Annotated in this window: 18 protein-coding genes; 12 read left to right on the plus strand and 6 right to left on the minus strand. The window is 73.4% G+C overall.

Annotation, left to right across the window (positions count from 1 at the left end):
• Positions 1–138: 138 nt before the first annotated feature.
• Positions 139–2,481 (plus strand): arylsulfatase, encoded by a 2,343-nt coding sequence (locus tag FGE12_RS10840; RefSeq protein WP_153866285.1) that lies wholly within the window; start codon positions 139–141, stop codon positions 2,479–2,481.
• 49 nt (positions 2,482–2,530) lie between these two features.
• Here the strand turns inward: FGE12_RS10840 and FGE12_RS10845 are convergent, their stop codons facing one another.
• A complete protein-coding gene (locus FGE12_RS10845; RefSeq protein ID WP_194797779.1) occupies positions 2,531–4,273 on the minus strand; it encodes a sulfate permease in 1,743 nt (580 codons plus the stop codon).
• 214 nt (positions 4,274–4,487) lie between these two features.
• On the opposite strand from FGE12_RS10845, the gene FGE12_RS10850 reads away from it, so the two are divergent.
• A complete protein-coding gene (locus FGE12_RS10850) occupies positions 4,488–4,907 on the plus strand; it encodes an MgtC/SapB family protein (RefSeq protein WP_228530699.1) in 420 nt (139 codons plus the stop codon).
• A 75-nt stretch (positions 4,908–4,982) separates the two neighbouring features.
• A complete protein-coding gene (locus FGE12_RS10855) occupies positions 4,983–6,596 on the plus strand; it encodes a SulP family inorganic anion transporter (protein ID WP_370458955.1) in 1,614 nt (537 codons plus the stop codon).
• A 14-nt stretch (positions 6,597–6,610) separates the two neighbouring features.
• On the opposite strand, the gene FGE12_RS10860 is transcribed toward FGE12_RS10855, so the two are convergent.
• Positions 6,611–7,183, minus strand: a complete 573-nt coding sequence (locus FGE12_RS10860; RefSeq protein ID WP_153866288.1) for a DUF308 domain-containing protein — start codon at positions 7,181–7,183, stop codon at positions 6,611–6,613.
• Positions 7,184–7,344: 161 nt separating this feature from the next.
• Between FGE12_RS10860 and FGE12_RS10865 the strand changes: the two genes are divergently transcribed.
• From FGE12_RS10865 to FGE12_RS10900, 8 genes are all read left to right on the plus strand, one after another.
• The gene (locus FGE12_RS10865; protein WP_153866289.1) at positions 7,345–10,245 is read left to right on the plus strand and encodes a monovalent cation/H+ antiporter subunit A; all 2,901 of its coding nucleotides are present in this window, start codon (positions 7,345–7,347) and stop codon (positions 10,243–10,245) included.
• Positions 10,245–10,580 carry a Na+/H+ antiporter subunit C gene (locus FGE12_RS10870; RefSeq protein WP_153866290.1) on the plus strand — a complete coding sequence of 112 codons (336 nt, stop codon included), beginning with the start codon at positions 10,245–10,247 and terminating at the stop codon, positions 10,578–10,580. Before FGE12_RS10865 ends, FGE12_RS10870 begins: the two co-directional genes overlap by 1 nt.
• The gene (locus tag FGE12_RS10875) at positions 10,577–12,223 is read left to right on the plus strand and encodes a monovalent cation/H+ antiporter subunit D (protein ID WP_153866291.1); all 1,647 of its coding nucleotides are present in this window, start codon (positions 10,577–10,579) and stop codon (positions 12,221–12,223) included. The genes FGE12_RS10870 and FGE12_RS10875 overlap by 4 nt, the downstream gene beginning before the upstream one ends.
• The gene (locus FGE12_RS10880) at positions 12,220–12,708 is read left to right on the plus strand and encodes a Na+/H+ antiporter subunit E (protein WP_153866292.1); all 489 of its coding nucleotides are present in this window, start codon (positions 12,220–12,222) and stop codon (positions 12,706–12,708) included. Before FGE12_RS10875 ends, FGE12_RS10880 begins: the two co-directional genes overlap by 4 nt.
• Complete coding sequence (locus FGE12_RS10885) at positions 12,705–12,983, plus strand: K+/H+ antiporter subunit F (RefSeq protein WP_153866293.1); 279 nt, start codon at positions 12,705–12,707, stop codon at positions 12,981–12,983. The genes FGE12_RS10880 and FGE12_RS10885 overlap by 4 nt, the downstream gene beginning before the upstream one ends.
• Positions 12,980–13,342, plus strand: coding sequence for a monovalent cation/H(+) antiporter subunit G (gene mnhG / locus FGE12_RS10890; protein ID WP_194797780.1), 363 nt, complete (start codon positions 12,980–12,982; stop codon positions 13,340–13,342). Before FGE12_RS10885 ends, mnhG begins: the two co-directional genes overlap by 4 nt.
• Before the next feature lie 96 nt (positions 13,343–13,438).
• On the plus strand, positions 13,439–14,170 hold the full coding sequence (locus FGE12_RS10895) for an SDR family NAD(P)-dependent oxidoreductase (protein WP_153866294.1): 732 nt from the start codon (positions 13,439–13,441) through the stop codon (positions 14,168–14,170).
• Positions 14,171–14,715: 545 nt separating this feature from the next.
• Positions 14,716–16,197, plus strand: coding sequence for a PQQ-binding-like beta-propeller repeat protein (locus FGE12_RS10900; RefSeq protein WP_194797781.1), 1,482 nt, complete (start codon positions 14,716–14,718; stop codon positions 16,195–16,197).
• A gap of 36 nt (positions 16,198–16,233) precedes the next feature.
• Here FGE12_RS10900 and FGE12_RS10905 read toward each other — a convergent pair whose 3' ends face one another.
• Entirely contained in the window at positions 16,234–17,088 is an 855-nt protein-coding gene (locus tag FGE12_RS10905) for an SAM-dependent methyltransferase (protein WP_153866296.1), read from the minus strand.
• Positions 17,089–17,124: 36 nt separating this feature from the next.
• Complete coding sequence (locus FGE12_RS10910; protein ID WP_153866297.1) at positions 17,125–17,433, minus strand: hypothetical protein; 309 nt, start codon at positions 17,431–17,433, stop codon at positions 17,125–17,127.
• 149 nt (positions 17,434–17,582) lie between these two features.
• On the opposite strand from FGE12_RS10910, the gene FGE12_RS10915 reads away from it, so the two are divergent.
• Complete coding sequence (locus tag FGE12_RS10915) at positions 17,583–18,863, plus strand: phosphatidylserine/phosphatidylglycerophosphate/cardiolipin synthase family protein (RefSeq protein WP_153866298.1); 1,281 nt, start codon at positions 17,583–17,585, stop codon at positions 18,861–18,863.
• On the opposite strand, the gene FGE12_RS10920 is transcribed toward FGE12_RS10915, so the two are convergent.
• Positions 18,833–19,684, minus strand: coding sequence for an alpha/beta fold hydrolase (locus tag FGE12_RS10920; RefSeq protein WP_153866299.1), 852 nt, complete (start codon positions 19,682–19,684; stop codon positions 18,833–18,835). The genes FGE12_RS10915 and FGE12_RS10920 overlap by 31 nt on opposite strands.
• A gap of 101 nt (positions 19,685–19,785) precedes the next feature.
• Positions 19,786–20,811 (minus strand): hypothetical protein, encoded by a 1,026-nt coding sequence (locus FGE12_RS10925; RefSeq protein WP_153866300.1) that lies wholly within the window; start codon positions 20,809–20,811, stop codon positions 19,786–19,788.
• Positions 20,812–21,107: the final 296 nt, after the last annotated feature.

Below are 21,107 nucleotides of genomic sequence, written 5' to 3' on the forward strand. Positions count from 1 at the left end.
GTCCGCCCGGCGCGGGCGAGCCTGGCGGACGCGAGGCCGGCCGTGCGCCCGCATGGGCCCGGGGTCCAGCCGGCGCGGGTAGCCCGTCGTGCCCACCGTCCTCTGCACCCGCCTCGCGCGTGACCTGGAGCGACGACCATGGCCGAGAGGAAGTCCCCCGAGAGTTATCCCCGGCCCGACTACCGCTTCCCCCGCGCGAAGATCGGCATGACCTACGCGCAGTCGCGGCCGGACTTCCCGCCGATACAGCGGGCACCCCGCGGTGCGCCGAACATCGTCCTGGTGCTGCTCGATGACGTGGGCTTCGCCTGGCCGAGCACCTACGGCGGCCCTGTGCGGATGCCCACGGCGGACCGCCTCGCCGGCGGAGGGCTGACCTACTGCCAGTTCCACGTCACCGGCCTGTGCGCGCCGACCCGCGCCGCGCTGCTCACCGGCCGCAACCACCACAGCGTCTCCACCGGCGTGGTGGCGGAGATGTCCACCGGGTACCCCGGCTACTGCGGCCTGCTGCCCCGGAGCTGCGCCACCATCGGCGAGCTGCTCTCGCCCAACGGCTACGCCACCGCGTGGTTCGGCAAGAACCACAACGTGCCGGACTCGCACACCAGCGCCGCGGGTCCCTTCGACTACTGGCCCATGCGCCGCGGCTTCGACTACTTCTACGGCTTCGTCGGCGGCGAGACCGACCAGTTCTATCCGGCGCTGTTCCGCAACACGACCCCGGTGGACGTGCCCCGCACGCCCGAGGCGGGCTACCAGCTCACGCGCGACCTCGCGGACGACTGCATCGGGTGGATGCGCACGCAGAAGGCGATCGCGCCCGAGCGGCCCCTCTTCGTGCACTTCGCGCCCGCCGCCGCGCACGGGCCCCACCAGCCCCCGCTCGACTGGCGCGGGCGCAACCGGGGCCGCTTCGACATGGGTTGGGACCGCTGCCGCGAGCAGATCCTCGCGCGGCAGCTCGAGCTGGGCGTGGTCCCACCGGGAACGCGGCTCACCGCGCGTCCCGAGCAGCTGCCCGCCTGGGACAGCTTCAGCGCCGACCACCAGGCGCTGCTCGCGCTGCAGATGGAGAACTTCGCCGACTACCTCGAGCACTGCGACCACGAGGTGGGGCGGCTCGTGGGCGCGCTCGAGGCGCTGGCCGAGTGGGACAACACGCTCTTCCTCTACATCCTCGGAGACAACGGCTCGAGCGCGGAGGGCGGCCTCGAGGGCACCATCAACGAGGGCACCACCATGCAGGGGCTCTCCCCGCCGCTGCAGCAGAGCGTGCCCTTCAAGGACCAGTGGGGGCTGCCGGGCACCTGGCCGCACTTCGCCGCGGGCTGGGCGTGGGCGGGAGACACGCCGTTCCAGTGGATGAAGCAGGTGGCGTCGCACTTCGGCGGGACGCGCAACGGGATGGTGGTGAGCTGGCCCGCGTGGATCGCCGACCGGGGCGCGCGCCGCTTCCAGTTCCACCACGTCATCGACGTGGTGCCCACGCTGCTCGAGGTGGTGGGCGTCGAGCCGCCCGAGCGGGTCAACGGCGTGCCGCAGAAGCCCATCGAGGGCGTGAGCATGGCCTACACCTTCGACCGCGCGAACGCGCAGGCGCCGAGCCGCCGCGCGGTGCAGTACTTCGAGATGATGGGCAACCGCGCGCTGTACCTGGACGGGTGGATCGCGAGCTGCCGCCACGGGCGCCTGCCGTGGGAGACCTCGGGGACGGCGGACTTCGCGAAGGACCGCTGGGAGCTGTACCGCCTCGAGGACGACTTCAGCCAGAGCGAGGACCTCGCCGCGCAGCTGCCGGACAAGCTGCGCGAGATGCAGGACCAGTTCCTCGTGGAGGCGGCGAAGTACGACGTCTTCCCGCTCGACGACCGCTTCAGCGAGCGCGCGGACGTGACGCTGCGCCCGGGCCACTACCTCGGCCGCCGCGAGCTGACCTTCTATCCCGGCATGGTGCGGCTGCCGGAGGGCAGCGCGCCGCGCTTCTCCAACGTCGACCACACGCTCACGGTGCACGCCGAGCTCCCCGCAGAGGGCGCCCAGGGGGTGCTGATGTGCATGGGCGGGGACATGGCCGGCTGGAGCCTCTTCGTGGACGAGGGCCGGCTGCACTACCACTACAACTGGTTCACGCTGCACCGCTACGACGTGGTCTCCGACGAGCCGCTGCCGAGCGGCCGCGTGGAGCTGCGGCTGGAGTTCGAGTGCGAGGACCCGCAGGCGCGCGGCGGACCCGCCGAGGTGCGGCTGTTCTGCAATGGCAGGCCCGTGGGCCAGGGCCGCATCGAGAAGCAGGTGCCCGGCCGCTTCAGCGAGAGCCTCGACGTGGGCGAGGACAAGATGTCACCGGTGTACCCCGGCTACCGCGACCGGCTGCCCTTCCGCTTCACCGGGACGCTGGAGCGCATCGACGTGCAGCTCGGCGAGGCGGCGGAGCTGACCACCGCCGAGCTGCTGGAGGAGCAACTGCACGCGGACTGAGCGCTCGCCGCGCGCGCCGGCGGGAGCGCCGCTGCGAGGGGTGGGGGCCTCACGGCTCGGGATGGTGCCCGCTCGGGCGCACCGGCTCGCTCACGCGCTGCCAGTCGATGTCCCTCCCGAGGTCCGCCTCCGCGCGCTCCACGTAGGCGCGGATCGCCTCGCCGACCGTGGAGAAGATGTCGTGCCGGCCGAGCTTCTCGAGCAGCCCCGACCGGCGAAGCACGCGGCGCATCGGCGCGTGGGGCTCCGCCAGGCCCAGCGTGATGCCTCGCTCGGCGAGCTCGCGGTCCAGCTCCTCCAGCGTCTCCGCCCCGGTGACGTCCAGATCGAACATCGCGCCGCAGTCGAGGACGACCATCCGCACCGGCGTCTCGGCGGCGCCGACGAGCCCGTGGACCTGCTCGCGCAGGAAGCGCGCGTTGGCGAAGAAGAGGGGCGCGTCCATGCGGTAGATGATGAGCCCCGGCAGCGTCTCACTGCCCGGCCGGCCCTCGATGTCCTGGTAGCCGGGCTGCCCCCTGAGCCGTCCCAGCACCGCGTCATGCGGGTGGGCGGCGCGGCGCACCAGGTCCGAGATCGAGAGCGCCACCGCCACGAGCACGCCCGGCAGGATGCCGAGCACCAGCACCCCCACGAAGGTCGCCATGGCGAGGACGCCCTCGAGTCTGCGCAGCTGGAAGATGCGCACGAACCCACGCAGGTCGAAGAGGGAGAGCGCCGAGGCGATCACCACCGACCCGAGCAAGGCGAGCGGAAGCAGGCTCATGACCGAAGCCAGGAAGAAGAGGATGACGGCGACGAACGCGGCGGCGAACAGACCCGCAGCCTGCGTCCGAGAGCCGCTCGCATCGTTGATGGCGGTGCGCGCGTCGCTGCCGGCGGCGGGCACGCCGTTGACGAGGCCCGCGGCGACGTTGGCCGCCGCGACCCCGAAGAGCTCCCGGTTGGCCCTGAAGGCGTCGCGGTTCTTGTCCGCGAAGATGCGGCTGGTCAGCGCCGAGCTCGCGAAGACGAGCAGCGCGATGCTCAGCGCACCGGGGGCGAGCTGCAGGACTCCGCCTTCCGGCAGCCTGGGCAGCGCGAGCGCCGGAAGGCCCTGCTCGATGTGCCCGAGCACCCGCAGCCCGTGCGCCTCGAGGCCGAGCAGGGCAGACAGCGCGATGCCAGCGACCACCACGAGGACGGCCCCCGGCAGCTGGGGGCGGACACGGCGAACGACGAGGAGGAACAGCAGCGCGGAGCCGGAGAGCCAGACGGTGGGCCCGTGCGCCTCCGGGATTTTCGAGGCCACCTCTTCCACCTGCGGGAAGAAGTCGCCCTGCGTGCTGCGGATGCCGAGCACCCCCGGCAGCTGCGAGACGACCAGCACCAGCGCAACCCCGTTGATGTAGCCGACGAGGATCGGCCGGGAGAGGAAGTTGGAGATGGAGCCGAGCCGGAAGCAGCCGGCGACGACGAGCGCGGCGCCGACCATGAGGGCCAGGAGTGCCGCCCCCTCGAGCCGCTGCTCCGGAGTCTGCAGCCCCGCCGCGGTGAGCACGGAGGCGACCATCATCGCCGTGCCCGCCTCGGGGCCGACGATGAGGTGGCGCGATGGACCGAAGAGCGCGTAGGCGATCATCGCGGCGATGCCGGACCACAGGCCGGCGACGGGCGGGACCTGGACGATCTGTGCGAACGCCAGGCCCTGCGGAATCAGCATGGAGCCCACGGCCAGCCCGCCGGCGAGGTCCCGCGCGATGAACCTGCGCTCGTAGCGGCGCAGCCACCGCGGGACAGGGACGCGCTTCACCCGCTTGCTCATCTGCCGAGACTGAGGATGCGCGAGATGCAGCGCAAGCGAGCTGCAGCTGTCCCCGGGTGCTGGGCAGGACCTGCAGGCCGAGCGCCCAGGAGCCCGTTCAGTCCGGCGAGCGCACGGCGGCCTCTCCTACCTCCGTCCACCGTGCGGGCGGCTCCCCGGATGATGAAGTTTCCCGGCGGCGTGGGCTGGGCCGAGGAGCGTCATGGAGCGCGGTTGGACGTTGCAGATGCTGCTGCGCCTGGCGGCTGCCTGCGTGCTGGGGCTCCCCGTCGGCTGGGAGCGCGAGAGCCGCGACAGGACGCCCGGGCTGCGCACCTTTCCGCTCGTCGCGCTGGGGGCGTGCGCGTTCCTGCTCATCGGGGAGCACGTGTTCGCGGGCGAGGCGGACGCCCGGGCGCGCGTGCTCCAGGCGCTGCTGACGGGCGTCGGCTTCCTCGGGGGCGGTGCGATCCTCAAGGAGAAGGGAGAGGTGCACGGGGTCGCCACGGCGACCGGCGTGTGGAGCACCGCGGGCATCGGCGCGGCCACCGCGCACGGAGAGTTCCTGCTCGCGCTCGTGCTCTCGCTGCTCACCACCCTCACCCTCCACGTTCACCTTCCGCGCAGCTGCGACCCGCGCTGACCCGGCCTCCCCATGCCCACGCGCGCCTCCGCCACTCCACAGTCCCGCTCCTGGCTCCAGGGCCTGCGGGGAGACGTGGTCGCGGGCCTCGTCAACGGCGTGGCGAGCGTGCCCTCGGGGCTCGCGACGGCGGCGATGGCGGGCGTCAACCCCGTCTTCGGCCTGTACGCGGTCACCGTCGCGCCGGCGGCGGGAGGGCTCGTCGCCAGCTCGCAGCTGATGCAGGTGGCGACCACCGGGGCCGCGGCGCTCACGGCGAGCCAGGGCATCTCCCGCTACCCGGGTGCACAGCGCAGCGAGGCCCTGTTCCTGCTCGTCGCGCTCGCCGGCGCCTTCCTCGTGCTCTTCGGCCTGCTGAAGGCGGGGCGCCTGCTGCGCTACGTGTCCTTCCCGGTGATGAGCGCGTTCCTCTCGGGCGTGGCGGTGGTGCTGGTGTTCGACCAGACGGCGCAGCTGGTGGGCTACAGCCCGGAGGCGCGGACGAGCCTCGGAGAGTTCGTGGATCTGCTGCTGCACCTGGGCGAGATCCACCTGCCGTCCGCCGTCGTCGGGCTCCTCGGGCTCGCCCTCATCCTCGGCCTGCTGCGCACGCCGCTGGGCAAGGTCTCCACCCTGGTGGGGCTGGTGGTGCCGACGGTGCTCGTGGTGCTCTGGAGGCCCGCCGGGGTCCAGCTCGTCTCCGACGTGAGCGAGATTCCCCGGGGCCTGCCGCCGCTCGGGCTGCCGGACTTCCGGCTGTTCACGCCGGGCCTGCTCCTCTCCGCGTTCGCGCTCGCCGTGGTCATCGCCATCCAGGGGGCCGGCATCAGCCAGAGCTACGGCAACCCGGACGGCACCAGGGCCGACCCCTCGCGGGACATGCTCGCGCAGGGGGTGGCCAACGTCCTCGGCAGCCTCGTCTCGGGGATGCCCACCGGCGGCTCGGTGGGGCAGACCGCCCTGAACGTGAGCGCCGGCGCGAAGAGCCGCCTGGCGGGCGTGTTCCACTCGGCGTTCATGCTGGTGATCATCCTGCTCGTGCCCGGGCTGGTGGGGCGGGTGCCGATGCCCGCGCTCGCCTCGGTCATGGTCGTCGCGGGCTACAGCGCGATCCGCTTCGGGGCCATGGGCTTCATCTGGCGCACCGGCGGCCCGGGCCGCTGGGTGCTCGCGGTGACCTTCCTCGCCACGCTGGTGCTCTCCATCTCGCAGGCCGTCGCGCTGGGCGTCGTCTGCGCCGTGGTGCTCTACCTCTACTCGTCCGCGAGCCACCTGCGGCTGCAGGCGCTCGAGCCTCAGGAGGACGGGGAGGTCCACGTCGTCGAGGTTCCCGAGCGCCTGGCGGACCGGAGCATCACCGTGCTCGACGTGCATGGGAGCCTCTTCTTCGCCGCGGCGCGCCGGCTGCGCGAGCTGCTGCCGCGGCCGGAGGGGAGCGAGCGGCCCGTGGTGGTGCTCCGGCTGCGCGGCAACAGCCAGGTCGGCACCACCTCCATCGAGGTGCTGAACGACTACGCGCACGCGCTGGCGGACGCAGGGGGGCGCCTCTACCTGAGCGGGATGACCGACGAGGTGAGCGAGCGGCTGGAGCGGGCCCACCGGCTCGAGCTGGACGAGGAGGTCTCCCTCTTCCCGGCGACCCACGTCCTCGGAGGCTCCACCCGGGACGCCGTCTCCGCGGCGAGGGACTTCCTGCGCCAGTCCCCGTGAGCGCGGGCCCGGGCTCAGCGAAACCGGTAGCGGCGGCGGCCCGGCGGCGAGCGGCGCAGGCGCGCGTACTGCAGCGCGGAGGTGGCGAGGAACATCACCCCGCGGCTGACGAGGTAGAGCCCGGTCAGCGTGCCGGCGAGCCGCATGCCCACGCTGCGCCACTGCAGCGCGAGCAGCACACCCAAGGTGACGTTCACCGCGCCCGTCACCAGCTCCGCTCTCCAGGCGCCCTCGCGCCTGCGGAAGGCGACGAGCATCAGGAACAGGCCGTCCAGCAGGAACACCGCCATGAGCAGCGGCGTCACCACCCGCAGGCTGCTCAGGGGGCGCAGGACGAGCGCGAGGGCCACGGCCAGGGCAAGCAGCGGGACGGCGAGGTGCCACCCGCCGCGGTGCTCCGCGTGCAGCTCGCGCAGCGCCACGCCGGCGCCCACCCCGAGCGCGATGCCGAGCACCAGCACGGTCATGACGGAGGAGAGGAGGCTGAGGACGAGCGCGAGCACTCCCACGAAGAGGAGCCCGAGGCCGGCGAGCAGCGCTCCTGCCGCCTCGTCCGTGGGGTGTGGATCCGCGAGTGGGGTGGGCACCGGATGCCTCCTCTTGCGGCAAGCTAGGACGCAGGGAACGCCGCGGGAAGGCGTGGACGCCCGACAGACGAGCGTGCGGCGCGTCGGGTGCTGTGCACTGCCGAGCGCAAGCGCCGGGCGGAGGCCCCGCGCCTGGAGGGCCGCCGGTATCGTGCCGGGCGATGCCGCTGCTCGCCCTGCTCACCCTGCCCTTCCTCTCGAGCCTGGTCGCGGCGCTGCTGCCGACGCGGGCGCGCAACCGCGCGGCGGCGCTCGCGGGGCTCACCGCGCTCGCGTGCGCGGTGGGGGCGGCGCTGTACCTGCCGGCCATCGCCCGGGGCGAGGTGCCCGAGCAGCGCCTGCGCTGGGTGCCCGGGCTGGGGCTGGACCTGGTGCTGCGGCTGGACGGCTTCGCCTGGCTGTTCTGCCTCCTGGTGCTGGGCATCGGCGCGCTGGTGGTGCTCTACGCGCGCTACTACCTCTCGCCCACGGACCCGGTGCCGCGCTTCTTCGCCTTCCTGCTCGCCTTCATGGGGGCGATGGTGGGCGTGGTGCTCTCGGGGAACCTCTTGCAGCTCGCCTTCTTCTGGGAGCTGACCTCGCTCTTCTCCTTCCTGCTCATCGGCTACTGGTACCACCGCCGCGACGCGCAGCGCGGCGCCCGCATGGCGCTCACGGTGACGGGCGCGGGCGGGCTCGCGCTGCTGGGCGGGGTGCTGCTGCTGGGCCACCTCGCGGGCAGCTACGAGCTCGCGGCGGTGCTCGCGAGCGGCGCGCGCGTGCAGGCCCACCCGCTCTACCCGGTGGCGCTGGTGCTGGTGCTGCTCGGGGCCTTCACCAAGAGCGCGCAGTTCCCCTTCCACTTCTGGCTGCCCAACGCGATGGCGGCGCCCACGCCCGTCAGCGCGTACCTGCACTCGGCCACGATGGTGAAGCTGGGGGTGTTCCTGCTCGCGCGGCTGTGGCCGGTGCTCTCGGGCACCGAGCTGTGGTTCTGGCTGGTGGGGGGCGCGGGGCTCGTCACCCTGCTGCACGGCGCGTGGGTGGCGCTGTTCCAGCGCGACCTCAAGGGGCTGCTCGCCTACTCCACGCTCTCGCACCTGGGACTCATCACGCTGCTGCTGGGGCTCAACAGCCCGCTGGCCGCGGTGGCGGCCGTGTTCCACATCATGAACCACGCGGCCTTCAAGGCCTCGCTGTTCATGGCGGTGGGCATCATCGACCACGAGACGGGCACGCGCGACATCCAGCGGCTCAGCGGACTTTGGCGGCCCATGCCGTACACCGCCACCCTGGCCATCGTGGCGAGCGCTGCCATGGCGGGCGTGCCGCTGCTCAACGGCTTCCTCTCCAAGGAGATGTTCTTCGCGGAGACCGTGTTCCTCGAGGGCACGCCGCTGGTGGAGTGGGGGCTGCCCTTGCTCGCGACGGTGGCGGGCATGGGCAGCGTGGCCTACTCGCTGCGCTTCACGGTAGACGTGTTCTTCGGCCCCTCCAGCGCGAAGGCGCTGCCGCGCGAGCCCGAGGAGCCGCCGCGCTGGATGCGCGTGCCGGTGGACCTGCTCGTGCTCCTGTGCGTCGTCGTGGGGGTGGCGCCGGCAGCCACGGTGGGCCGGGTGCTGGACGAGGCGGCGCGGCCCGTGGTGGGCGGGACGCTGCCCGCCTTCAGCCTCGCGCTGTGGCACGGCTTCAACCTCCCGCTGCTGATGAGCCTCGTGGCCTTGGCGGGCGGGGTGGGCTGCTACCTGCTGCTGCGGCGCCGGGGGCGCGCGCGCGGCCTGCCGGAGCAGGCGTGGACGCTGGTGCCGCTCGAGGGCCGGCGCGTCTTCACCTCGCTGCTCGCGCGGCTCACGCTCGCCTCGCGCGGGGTGCGCCGGCAGCTGCTCTCGGCGGGGCTGCAGCGCCAGCTGCTGCTGCTGGTGCTGGTGACGCTGGTGCTGGGCGCGGCGGCGCTGCGCCACGGCGGGGCGGGGCCGGGGGACCGGCCGCGGGTGCCGCTCGCGCCCGCCTTCGCGGCGCTGTGGCTCGTGGGGGGCGTGGCGGCGCTGGGGGCGGCGTGGCAGGCGAAGTACCACCGGCTCGCGGCGCTGATGCTCTCGGGGGTGGCGGGGGTGGTGTGCTGCATCACCTTCATCTGGTTCTCCGCTCCCGACCTCGCGCTCACCCAGCTGGTGGTGGAGGTGGTGACGACGCTGCTCATCCTGCTGGGCCTGCGCTGGCTGCCGCCGCGCGAGCCGCAGCGCGGCGAGTTCACGCGGGCCACGCTGCGCCAGGCGCGGTGGCGGCGCTCGCGCGACCTCGTCGTGGCGCTCGGGGCGGGAGGCGGGATGGCGGCGCTCGCGTACGCCGTCTCCACGCGCAACCTGCCGCAGGGGCCGGCCTCCTTCTTCCTCGCGAACGCGCTGGAAGGGGGCGGCGGCCGCAACGTGGTGAACGTGATGCTGGTGGACTTCCGCGGCTTCGACACCTTCGGCGAGGGCGTGGTGCTGGGGCTGGTGGCGCTCACCGTCTACGCGCTCTTGCGCCGCTTCCGGCCCGCCGAGGAGATGCTGGAGCTGCCGCCGCAGCAGCGCGCGCTGCCGCCAGATCTACAGACGGACCTCATCAACCCGCGCCGCGCCCGGGACACGGCCGTGGGCTACCTGATGGTCCCGGCGGTGCTGGTGCGCCTGCTCTTCCCGGTCACCTTCGTGGTGGCGGTGTTCTTCTTCCTGCGCGGGCACAACGCGCCGGGCGGCGGCTTCGTGGCCGGGCTGGTGGTGTCGGTGGGCGTGCTGCTGCAGTACCTGGTGTCCGGCACGGAGTGGGTGGAGGAGCGCCTGAAGCTCGCGCCGCGCACGCTCATCGCGGTGGGGCTCTTGCTGGTGCTGGGCACCTCGGCGGGCGCCTTGTTCGCGGGCTACCCGCTGCTCACCTCGCACACCTGGCACCTGTCCTTGCCGCTGCTGGGCGAGGTGCACGTGGCGAGCGCGCTCTTCTTCGACCTGGGCATCTTCTCGCTGGTGCTGGGCTCCACGCTGTTCATCCTCGTGGCGCTCGCCCACCAGTCCATCCGCGCCCACCGCACGCCGGGAGAGCCGTGATGGAGGCGGTGCTCTCGCTCGCCATCGGCGTGCTGCTCGGGGCGGGGGTGTGGCTCATCCTGCGCCCGCGCACCTTCCAGGTGGTCATCGGGCTCTCGCTCATCGCCTACGCAGTGAACCTGTTCATCTTCAGCATGGGGGGGCTCGCGATCGACGAGGAGCCCATCCTGGTGGACGGCGTGCCGGCAGACCTCGCGCACTACGCGGACCCCATGCCGCAGGCCCTGGTGCTCACGGCGATCGTGATCAGCTTCGCGATGACGGCGCTGCTCCTGGTGGTGCTGCTCGCCTCGCGGGGACTCTCGGGGACGGACCACGTGGACGGTGTGGAATGAGCGCGCTCGTGGAGCGGCTGATGCCGCACCTGATCGTGGCGCCCATCCTGCTGCCCATGCTGGCGGCGGCCCTCATGCTGCTCTTGGGCGAGGGGCGCCGCCCGCTGAAGGTGGCGGTGGGCAGCCTCTCGGCGCTGTTGGGGCTGGGCGCGTCCGTGGCGCTGCTCGCGTGGGTGGACGCGCGCGGCACGGTGGCGTACCTGCCGGGCAACTGGCCGGTACCCTTCGGCATCGCGCTGGTGGCGGACCGGCTCGCGGTGCTGATGCTGCTGCCCACCTGGGTGCTGGGGCTGTGCACGGTGCTGTTCGCGTCCGCGCGCTGGCACCGCGCGGGCGTGCACTTCCATCCGCTGGTGCAGCTGCAGCTGATGGGCCTGTCCGGCGCCTTCCTCACCGGAGACCTCTTCAACCTCTTCGTCTTCTTCGAGGTGCTGCTCGCGGCCTCGTACGGGCTGCTCCTGCACGGCTCGGGGCGGGCCCGGGTGCGCGCGGGGCTGCACTACGTGGTCATCAACCTGGCCGCCTCCTCGCTCTTCCTCATCGGCGCCTCGATGCTCTACGGCGTCACCGGGACGCTGAACCTGGCGGAGCTGTCGCGGCAGGTGGCGCAGGTGAGCGCGGCGAACCGGGGGCTCGTCTTCGCGGCGGCGACCATCCTCGCGGTGGCCTTCCTCATCAAGGCGGCCGCCTGGCCGCTCAACCTGTGGCTCGCGCCTGCGTACGCCGCGGCGACCGCGCCGGTGGCGGGGCTGTTCGCCATCCTCACCAAGGTGGGCGTGTACGCGCTGGCGCGGCTGTGGACGCTGCTCTTCTCGGGCGGCCCGCAGGCGGGCTTCGGCACGGACGCGCTGCTCGCCCTCGGCCTGGTGACGGCGGCGCTCGCCTCGCTGGGGATGGTGGGCGCGCAGCGGCTGGGCACCCAGGCGGCCTTCAGCGTGGTGCTCTCGGCGGGCACGCTGCTCGCGGCGCTGGGGCTGGGTCAGGCGGGCGTCACCGGCGGCGCACTCTTCTACCTGGTGAGCTCCGCGCTCTCCGGCGGCGCGCTCCTCCTCGTCATCGACCTGGTGGAGCGCTGGCGCAACGCGGGGGCGACGCTGGAGGACGAGGCGCCCTTCCTCGGCCCGGGGCTCGAGGCGCAGGAGGTCAACCTCGACGACGAGCAGGCGCCGCTGGTGGGCTGGCCCTTCCCCGCCTCCACGGCGGCGCTGGGGCTGGCCTTCCTCGTGTGCGTGCTGCTCGTGGCGGGGCTGCCGCCGCTCTCGAGCTTCGTGGGCAAGCTGGCGATGCTCTCGTCCGCGCTGGGGCAGGCGGGCGCGGGTGGCCCGGTCTCCGCGCGGGCGGGGACCTTCCTCGCGGTGCTGCTGGGCTCGGGGTTCCTGAGCCTGGTGGCCCTCACGCGCGCGGGCATCCGGGCCTTCTGGTCCGGGGAGCGGCGCGAGGGCCCGCGGCTGCGGCTGGCCGAGGGGCTGCCGGTGCTGGCGCTGCTCGGCGCGTGCGCGGCGCTCACCGCGGGGGCGGGCCCGGCGCTGCGCTACACGCAGGCGGCGGCGCAGGCCCTGTACGCGCCGCAGGGCTACCTGGACGCGGTGTTCGGGGCGCCGGTGCGGCCCTCCCCCTCTACCGAGGCGAGGTCCACGCGATGAGGCGGCTCTTCCCCTCGCCGGTGCTCTCGGGCGCGCTCTTCGTGCTCTGGCTGCTGCTCGCGCAGGCGGTGGACGCGGGCAACCTGCTGCTGGGGGCGGTGCTGGGGGTGCTCGGCCCGCAGCTCACGGCGCGGCTGCGCCCCGCGCCGGTGCGGATGCGCCGCCCGCTCGTCATCCTGCGCCTGGTGGGCGCGGTGCTCGTGGACATGCTCGCCTCGAACCTCGCGGTGGCCCGCGCCATCCTCGGCCGCCGGCCGCAGGCGCTGCGCTCGCGCTTCGTGCGCATCCCGCTCGCGGTGCGCGACCCCAACGCGCTGAGCGTCCTGGCGATGATCGTCACCACCGTGCCGGGCACCGCGTGGGCGGAGCTGTCCTACGACCGCAGCGCCCTGCTGCTGCACGTGCTGGACGTGGAGGACGAGGCCGAGCTGATTGCGCTCATCCAGCGCCGCTACGAGCGGCCCCTGAGGGAGATCTTCGAATGAGCCCCCTGCTCCTGGGCGCGCTGCGCTTCGCGCTCGCCTGCCTCGTGCTGGCCATGACCTGCGCCCTCTGGCGCCTCTTTCGCGGCCCGCGCGCGCAGGACCGCGTGCTCGCCTTCGACTGCCTCTACGTGAACGCGATGCTGGTGGTGCTCGCGCTGGGGCTGGTGTACCGCAGCAGCACCTACTTCGAGGCGGCCCTGCTCATCGCCCTCTTCGGCTTCGCGGGCTCCACGGCGATGGCCAAGTTCCTGCTGCGCGGGGAGGTGATCGAGTGACGCCCGCGCTCCCGCTCTGGGTGGACCTGATCACCGCGGCGCTGGTGGTGCTGGGCGCGCTCACCTCGCTGGTGGGCGCGTTCGGCCTGGTGCGCCTGCCCACCTTCTTCCAGCGCGTGCACGCCCCCACGCTGTGCACCACGGTGGGCGCCTGGTCGTTCTCGCTGGCCACCGCGCTGCAGATCTCCTTCGCGCACGGCCAGCTCTTCGTGCACGCGCTGCTCATCGGCGTCTTCCTCTCGCTCACCGCCCCCGTCACCACCGTCTTCTTGATGCGCGCGGCCGTGTTCCGCGCGCGCCTCGCGGGCGAGGACATGCCCCCCACGGTGACCGGACCGCGCACGCCCCCTTCCACCTGAGGGCGCCCCGTGGCGCAGGCGTCCGGGTGGGCAGCGGCCGAGCTGCCCAACCCCGGAGCGCTGGCGCCTCGGGGCCGCGGGACGCATGGTCTGGGCATGGCACGCATCTTCATCACCGGATCCGCGGACGGGCTGGGCAAGGCGGCCGCCCAGACGCTCCTCGACGAGGGGCACGAGCTCGTGGTCCACGTGCGCAGCGAGAAGCGCCGCGCGAGTGTGGAGGCGCTCGCGAAGCGAGGGGCGGCGGTCGTGGTCGGAGATCTCGCGGACCTGGAGCAGACGCGCGCGCTCGCCCGGCAGGTGCAGAAGCTGGGGCCGCTGGACGCCGTCATCCACAACGCGGGCGTGTACACGGGCTCGTCGATATTGCCCGTGAACGTGGTCGCGCCCTACGTGCTCACCGCGCTCATCCCGCGTCCCCGGCGGCTCGTGTACCTGAGCAGCGGCATGCACCGCGGGGGGCACACCCGGCTCGAGGGGATGGACTGGAGCGGGCGCCAGGCTTCGGGCTCCTACTCGGACAGCAAGCTCTTCGTCACCGCGCTCGCGGCGGCGGTCGCGCGGCTGTGGCCCGAGGTGCTCAGCAATGCGGTGGACCCGGGCTGGGTGCCCACGAAGATGGGCGGCCCCAATGCCCCCGACGACCTGCGGCTGGGCCACCTCACCCAGGAGTGGCTCGCGACGAGCGACGCCCCCGAGGCCCGCACCACGGGCGGCTACTGGCATCACCAGCGGCGCAGCGAGCCGCACCCCGCGGTCCACGACTTGGAGTTCCAGGCGCGCCTCCTCGACGCGCTGGCCCGGGCGACCGGCACGTCCCTGACCTGAGGGAGCGGACGCAGCCTGACCGAGCCTTGAATACGGGCCCCGTCCGCGCCCGGCTGCCGGCCGTGCGGGCAGCCAGCGCACCTCGCACCGGGTGTTCAGTGGGCGTCCAGGCGAGGAGCCTCCACATCCGAGAGGGGCAGGACCTGACCCGTCGGCCGCGTGGCCCGCAGTGCGCTCCCTCTCCGCAACGGATGCCCTCGATGATGCGCCTCACTTCCCGCCCTGCACTGAAGGCCCTCCTGCTCGGTGCCGCACTGCTCTGTGCCTGCGCGACGTCGAAGGAGGCGCCGCGCGAGAGCACGCCTCCCGCCGCTCAGGCCCCTCCGGCTCCGGCGCCCCCCACGACCCCGGCACCCGCACCCACTCCGCCGCCGACGACTCCGGCGCCGCCGACAACTCCCGCGCCGCCAACGGCTCCGACAACCCCGGCGCCGCCGGCCGAGGCAGCGTCCGCGCAGCCGACCCGGTCGCAGCCGCTGCAGCGCGGCGACTGGCCCACCTACAACGGCCCGCTCAGCGGCGACCGCTTCTCGCCGCTCCTCGAGGTGACGCGGCAGAACGTCGCGCAGCTGCAGCAGGTGTGCGCGTTCGATGCGCCCGAGGAGGTGAGCTTCCAGAGCGGCCTCGTCGCGGTGGGCGGAACCCTCTACTTCACCGCCTTCGACACGACCTACGCCATCGACGGAGCAACGTGCGAGCAGAAGTGGAAGCAGCGGCGCGAGGAGCCGCCCACCTTCCTCAAGGTGAACCGCGGCGTCGCCTACAGCGATGGCCGGCTGTTCCGCGGCACCGGTGATGCGCACGTGCTCGCGCTCGACGCGGAGAGCGGGAAGGTGCTGTGGGACGTGGCGATTGGCGACGCGAAGAAGGGCGAGTCCGCGCCGGCCGCGCCCATCGCCTGGCAGGGGCTCGTGTTCATGGGGAACGCGGGCGGCGACAACTTCGGCGTGCGCGGGCGCATCTACGCGCTGGATGCGGCGAGCGGCAAGACGGTGTGGCAGTTCGAGACGGTCTCCACCACGGGCCCCACCGCCGGGACCTGGGAGAAGGCCACGCCGCAGAATCCTCCGAACGGGGGCAACACCTGGACGAGCTACGCGCTCGACGAGGCGAGCGGCATCCTCTACGTGTCCACGGGCAACCCGGGGCCGGACTTCGCCGAGCAGCTGCACCCGGGCAAGAACCTCTACACGAACGCCCTGCTGGCGCTGGATGCGAAGACGGGGCGCCTGCTCGCCTACGTTCAGCCCACCCACGGGGACTTCCACGACTGGGACCTCTCGGCCGCGCCCGCGCTCATCACCACCCGCGAGGGCCGGCCGCTGGTGGCCGCCGGCTCGAAGGACGGCCACCTCTACGGCATCGACCGCAGCGTGGTGGGCAGCCGCCGGGGCACCGGGCCCGACGCGGGCGCGCTCAGCGTGCGTTACGAGGCGCTCACCACCACGCGCGAGAACGTGAACGCCCCCTTGAGCACCACCCACATGACGCGCTTCTGCCCCGGCTCCCAGGGCGGCATCGAGTGGAACGGCCCCACGTACCTGCGCGAGCGGGGGCTGCTCTACGTGAACTCCATCCACTGGTGCACCTCGGTGCAGCTGCAGCCGCTGTCGCAGCTGCAGCAGGGCGGCACCCCTGGCCAGGCGTGGACCGGGATGGCGGACCCGAAGATGCCCTTCGGCGTGCAGGACCCCACGAGCCAGTGGAACGGTTTCATCACCGCCGTGGACGCGCAGACCGGTCAGGTGCGCTGGCAGACGAAGACGCCCAAGCCGATGGTGGCCGGCATCACCGCGACGGCCGGGGGCCTGGTGTTCACCGGAGACCTGGACGGCAACGTGCTCGCGCTGGATGCCGACAGCGGCAAGGAGCTGTGGCGCGGCGCCACGGGCAAGGCCATCGGCGGAGGGGTCATCTCCTACGAGGCGGGCCGCAAGCAGTACGTGGCGGCCGCCGCGGGCCTCAACTCCGCCATCTGGCCGGTGCAGGGAGGGCCGGCGCGCGTGGTGGTCTACGCGCTGCCCTGACCTCCCGCAGCGAGGGCTCAGCCCGGCCTGGGCGGCTCAGCGGCGGGGCTCGAGCAGGCAGACGCCCGACCAGGGCCGGCCCGGCGTCCCGTAGGGCTGCTCCGGCAGCTTCGCGAAGAGGGACATGGGGAAGCGCAGGCGCTTGAGCTTGCCGGCCGTGCGGAAGACGGACACCGCGCTCACGATGTTCCAGCCCAGGGGCTCGAAGACCTTGGGCCCTTCGTCCGGGGCGAACTGCATCGTCGCCGTGCCCTGCAGCGCATTCTTCGAGCGCTTGGCGACGAGGTGCAGCACCGCTGCGTTGGGAAGGTCCGTGATCCACCGGAAGGTGGAGGGCAGCGCCACGAGGTCGCGCGCGAGGCCGAGCGCCATCTCCGGCGGCAGGTACACGAGCAGCCCCTCCGTGATGACCAGCACCCGGCGGAAGCGCTCGCCCATGCGTGCGAAGAGGGCGCGGCGCGCCTCGAGGTCCGCGAGATCCAGCGCCACCCGCTCGAGCTTGCAGCGCGGCTGCTCGCCCACGAGCGCCGCCTCCTTCGCGGCGATCATGTCCGCGTGGTCCACCTCGATCCACGTGAGCGTCGCCGGCAGCTCGAGCCGGTAGGGCCGGCTGTCCAGCCCCGCCGCGAGGTTGAGCACCGCATCGGCGCCGTCGCGCACGGCGTCGCGCACCAGGGCGTCGATGAGCCAGGTGCGCGCCACGATGGGCCAGGAGCCGCCCATCGCACCGGAGAGGCGCCGCTGCAGGTCCTCGCCGAGCGGCCCCGCGAGCTTGCGCGCCTGCGGGTCGTGGAAGAGCGCATCCTTGCGCTCGGACTCGAGGGCCCGGCACATGGCCACCCAGTGGGCGGTGTCCTGCACGCGTTCGACGTTCTGAGGGGAGGGACTCATGCGCTCACCCTAGCGCATCGGCGCAGGGCCGCGGCGTCAGGCTTCGGGGGCCACGGTGAGCGCGGGCGGGTCACTTGCCGGGAAGGACTCGAGCGAGGCCTCCAGCACCACGTCCCGCTCGCCGTTGGCCATCAGGCTCTCGCCCGGCGCGATGTCCCAGCCCACGGCGCCGCGGCGCGCACCGCGCCGTGCCTTCGCGCGGCGGGGGGCGCTGCGCGGCGCTCCCTGGCTCCGCCCGCCGCTCGCGCGGGCCAGGAGCGCTCCAGCGAGGGCGCCGAGGCTGAACACCGCGGGCCAGGCGAGGGCGCGACGGAGGGCAAGGGCTCGGCTGCGCGAAGAGCTCATGGTTCGAAGCTAGGGGCGCGCCTGCGGCCTGCCATTGTCCGGAGCCGAGGCCCGCACGCTCCACGGGCGAGCGCCGCGCGCAGGCGCCCGAGAGGCCGAGCGCCGGAGCGTCCCGTCCCTTTCGCGCAGACGGTGCGCACCTTGGGAGGATGCAGCGGGTGGCACTCGGCGCAGGCTTCGTGGTGGGTGGGGCGCTCGGCGTGGCCGCGCGCCGCTTCTTCCACCGCAGGCTGCGCTTCGGTCCCTGGGGCCCGCTCGGAGAGCCCCTGCCCGGCGGGGTGGACGCGGTGGGGCTCGCGCTGATGCAGGCCACGTCCACCGAGATGCTGGACGGCAACCGCCTCACGCTGCGCGACAACGGCGAAGTGTTCCCCGCGCTCGAGCGGGCGTTCCTCGCGGCGCGCCGCAGCATCCACGTGGACGTGTACATCTGGAAGCCGGGGCCTCCCGGGGACCGGCTGCGGGAGCTCGCGTGCCAACGCGCGCGCGAGGGCGTGGCGGTGCGCATCCTCGTGGACCCGGTGGGCAGCCCGGGCTTCGCCGAGCACCTCGCGCCGGCGCTGCGGGAGGCCGGCTGCGAGGTGCACTACTTCCGCCCCTTCGAGCAGCGCCCCTTCGCCTTCACCGGGCGCAACCACCGCAAGATCGTCATCGTGGACGGACGCGTGGGCTTCACCGGCGGCTTCGGCATCTCGCCCGAGTGGGACGGCGATGGGCTGTCCCCCTGCGGCTGGCGCGACTCGAACGTGGAGGTGGAGGGCCCGGTCGTTCGCCAGATGCAGGTGGCCTTCGCGAGCCACTGGCTGGAGACGGGCGGACGGATGCTCGCGGCCGAAGACTTCACCCAGGCGCAGCCCGCAGGCGACGCGCGCGCCGCGTACGTCACGAGCACCGACGTGCAGGGCCTCTCGCACGCGCGCTGGGTGACGCACATCGCGCTCGCGGCGGCGCGCGAGCGCGCGTGGATTGCGAATGCGTACTTCATCCCGCCGCCGGGCGTGCTGGGCACGCTGTGCGCCCGCGCCGCGCGCGGCGTGGAGCTGCGCCTGATGCTGCCGGGGCCCTACCAGGACCACCCCACCGTCACCTTCCTGCAGCGCCGGCTCTACCCGCGGCTCGAGCGCAGCGGGGTGCGCGTGTACGAGTACCAGCCCTCGATGCTCCACGCGAAGACCATGCTCGTGGACGACCGGCTCGTCGTGGTGGGCTCCATCAACCTCGACTACCTGTCCATGGAGTACCTGGAGGAGGGCTCGCTCGTGGTCGACGACCGCGCGTTCGCGGCCGAGTTCGCCCGGCGCTGGGAGGTGGACCTCTCGCGCTCGAAGCAGCGCACGTGGCCTCGCGAGGCGCGGGTGCCCGAGGTCACCGTGCCGGAGCTGCTCCCGGAGCGTGCGGGTTACGCCGGAGAGCTCAATCCCTCACCCTGACCCTCTCCCAGAGGGAGCGGGGACGCTGAGAGGAACTCCACGAGCACGGGCGCGAGGGCTTCGGCCTTCAGCAGGTGCGACTGACCCGGCAGCGCGCGCAGCTGCACCTGCGGGAGCAGCGCGGCCACGGCCTCCATCGCGCGGTGCATCCACGCGGGGCTCTTGCCACCCACCAGCGCGAGCGTGGGCACGGACACCGAGCGCCAGCGCTCGCGCGGCAGCGGCGTCCCGTCCTGCGTGCCGCGCAGCAGCTCCGCCAGGTCGTAGCGCAGCGTGTGGGCGATGGCGGTGCCCTTCGACCAGCCCGGCAGCAGGGGCATGAGCGGGACGAGGAGGGCGGGCATCCCCACCAGGCGCAGGAACAGCTTCACCGCCGCGCTTCGATGGCCCCCGGTGAGGTACAGGTTCAGCTGCGCGAGCGCCTCCGCGGAGACGGGCGGGCGGCTGTCATCCACGATGAAGGGGGCCTCGTAGAGTGCGAGCCGCTGCACCCGCGCGCCCAGCGCCTGCGCCGCGTCCAGCGCGAGCGCTGCACCGGAGGAGAGGCCGAAGAGGCTCGCGCTGCCACCCGCCACGCCGAGCAGGGCCGCGAGGTCCTCCACCTCGCGCGCCGGCGCGTAGGGCGCGGTGTCGCCGCTCTCGCCGCGGCCCCGGCGATCGTAGGTGTAGACGGTGAAGTGCGGCGCGAGGCTCGCCGCCAGCGCCGTCATCGGGCCGTGCGCCCGGTAGCACATGGCGCCGTCCACGAGGATGAGCGCGGGCCCCTCCCCCACCCGGCTGAAGGCGATGCGGGTCCCGTCCCTGGATGTCACGCTGAGCATGGGTTCTCCGAAGCGGTCGTGCCCGGACCTCCGGGCTCTCCTCTGCGACGAGCGAGGGGGCCCGGATTCGACACGCGTCCATGGAGCCCCGCCCTTCCGGCTCAAGGCCCCGGAATCGCAGCACTCGGGCGCGGGGCCGAGGCCTCCGTCCCCGGTGGGGGCGTGTACGCCGCGACCAGGCGCTGCATCGCAGTGGCGCGGTCCACTCGGCCCTCGAGGTAGGGCCGCCACTCCTGCCGCATCGCGCCGTGGAAGGCCGTCCAGGCCGGGTTCTGGGCGTACAGGCCCTGCGCCTCGGCGTGGGGCACGTGGCCCTGCGGCAGGTGGCGCCGCGTGAGCTCGTCCGTGGTGAAGAAGAGCAGCGCGTGCCAGAGCATCGGCGGAGCTTCCTTGCCCTGGCGCTGCAGCTCCGCCTCCAGCGCGTGGCGCAGCGGGAACACCCGCACGTGCGCCCCCTCGTGGAACACCGTCTCCAGCGCCTGCGCGTCGCCGCGCGTCTCGTACGAGAGCGTCACCAGGGACTCGCGCACCGTGGTGTACGCGCCGAAGCGCCCCGCCCGCTCGCAGACCTGGACTCCGATGGGCGTCGTGGGCCAGGGGACGCCGAGCACGCGCTCGAGCTCGGGCACGAGCGCGGCAGCCTGCGCCTCCACCTGCGGCCGCATCCGAGACACCCAGGCCTGCCCCTCCTGCCTCACCGTGGGCCAGCGCTGGGCGCGGTAGGCCTCGGCCGCGCGTGCGAGCAGCGGGGCGAGCTCCGGGTCCACGCCCGCGCCCTCGAGCGGCGCGGCATCCGCGAGGCTCGCGAGGCGACGGCGCACCTCTGCCCAGCGCGGGTCCGCCAGCGCCGCGAGCGGACCCGGCCGCAGGTGCGAGCGGTAGTACGCCACCGCCGCGCCCCACTCGGGGGCGTGGACCGCGGGAGACTCAGTCGGAGACTGCGCGTCGAAGAGCAGCGCCTCGTGCACGTTCGGCCAGAAGGACACGGCGAACGTGAAGGGGCGCACGGTGGACGCTGCCGGAGCGGGCGCGGCCTGCGCGGGGGCGTGGCTGCAGGCGGGCAGCAGGAGTGGCGCGAGGCAGAGCAGCAGGGGCAGGTGCGCGGGGCGGCGAGGGCAGTGCGGCATCGGTTCGGTCCTCCGCGCGGTGCGCATTGCAGCGCGGATGCCAGAGGCGGATCCTCTGCGATGCAGCGGGAGCAACGGCGTCTCCGCGTGACGAAACGTCACGGCCTCGTGCACGGCTGCGACACGGTGGCATGGGGAGGCGCTTTCTTCCCTCACTCTTTCCCTCTCCCAGACTCGTGTTTCGCCCTTTTGGGCGGCGCGAGGGGGGGAGGAAAGTAAGAGCCGCGCGGCGCGCAGTCTCCCGTAGGGTTGGGGTGTCTAGACCTAACTCTGCGAGCGAGAAAGGAGGCGCCGCG

This window comes from Aggregicoccus sp. 17bor-14 (assembly GCF_009659535.1).
GTDB lineage: Bacteria > Myxococcota > Myxococcia > Myxococcales > Myxococcaceae > Aggregicoccus.

What these genes read in the sequence shown, in the direction of transcription:
- FGE12_RS10915 (WP_153866298.1), top strand. Translation starts at nt 17,583, where the DNA reads ATGCAGCGGGTGGCACTCGGCGCAGGCTTCGTGGTGGGTGGGGCGCTC.
- FGE12_RS10885 (WP_153866293.1), top strand. Translation starts at nt 12,705, where the DNA reads ATGAGCCCCCTGCTCCTGGGCGCGCTGCGCTTCGCGCTCGCCTGCCTC.
- FGE12_RS10840 (WP_153866285.1), top strand. Translation starts at nt 139, where the DNA reads ATGGCCGAGAGGAAGTCCCCCGAGAGTTATCCCCGGCCCGACTACCGC.
- FGE12_RS10875 (WP_153866291.1), top strand. Translation starts at nt 10,577, where the DNA reads ATGAGCGCGCTCGTGGAGCGGCTGATGCCGCACCTGATCGTGGCGCCC.
- FGE12_RS10895 (WP_153866294.1), top strand. Translation starts at nt 13,439, where the DNA reads ATGGCACGCATCTTCATCACCGGATCCGCGGACGGGCTGGGCAAGGCG.
- FGE12_RS10910 (WP_153866297.1), bottom strand. Translation starts at nt 17,433, where the DNA reads ATGAGCTCTTCGCGCAGCCGAGCCCTTGCCCTCCGTCGCGCCCTCGCC.
- FGE12_RS10870 (WP_153866290.1), top strand. Translation starts at nt 10,245, where the DNA reads ATGGAGGCGGTGCTCTCGCTCGCCATCGGCGTGCTGCTCGGGGCGGGG.
- FGE12_RS10850 (WP_228530699.1), top strand. Translation starts at nt 4,488, where the DNA reads ATGGAGCGCGGTTGGACGTTGCAGATGCTGCTGCGCCTGGCGGCTGCC.
- FGE12_RS10865 (WP_153866289.1), top strand. Translation starts at nt 7,345, where the DNA reads ATGCCGCTGCTCGCCCTGCTCACCCTGCCCTTCCTCTCGAGCCTGGTC.
- FGE12_RS10905 (WP_153866296.1), bottom strand. Translation starts at nt 17,088, where the DNA reads ATGAGTCCCTCCCCTCAGAACGTCGAACGCGTGCAGGACACCGCCCAC.
- FGE12_RS10920 (WP_153866299.1), bottom strand. Translation starts at nt 19,684, where the DNA reads ATGCTCAGCGTGACATCCAGGGACGGGACCCGCATCGCCTTCAGCCGG.
- FGE12_RS10925 (WP_153866300.1), bottom strand. Translation starts at nt 20,811, where the DNA reads ATGCCGCACTGCCCTCGCCGCCCCGCGCACCTGCCCCTGCTGCTCTGC.
- FGE12_RS10880 (WP_153866292.1), top strand. Translation starts at nt 12,220, where the DNA reads ATGAGGCGGCTCTTCCCCTCGCCGGTGCTCTCGGGCGCGCTCTTCGTG.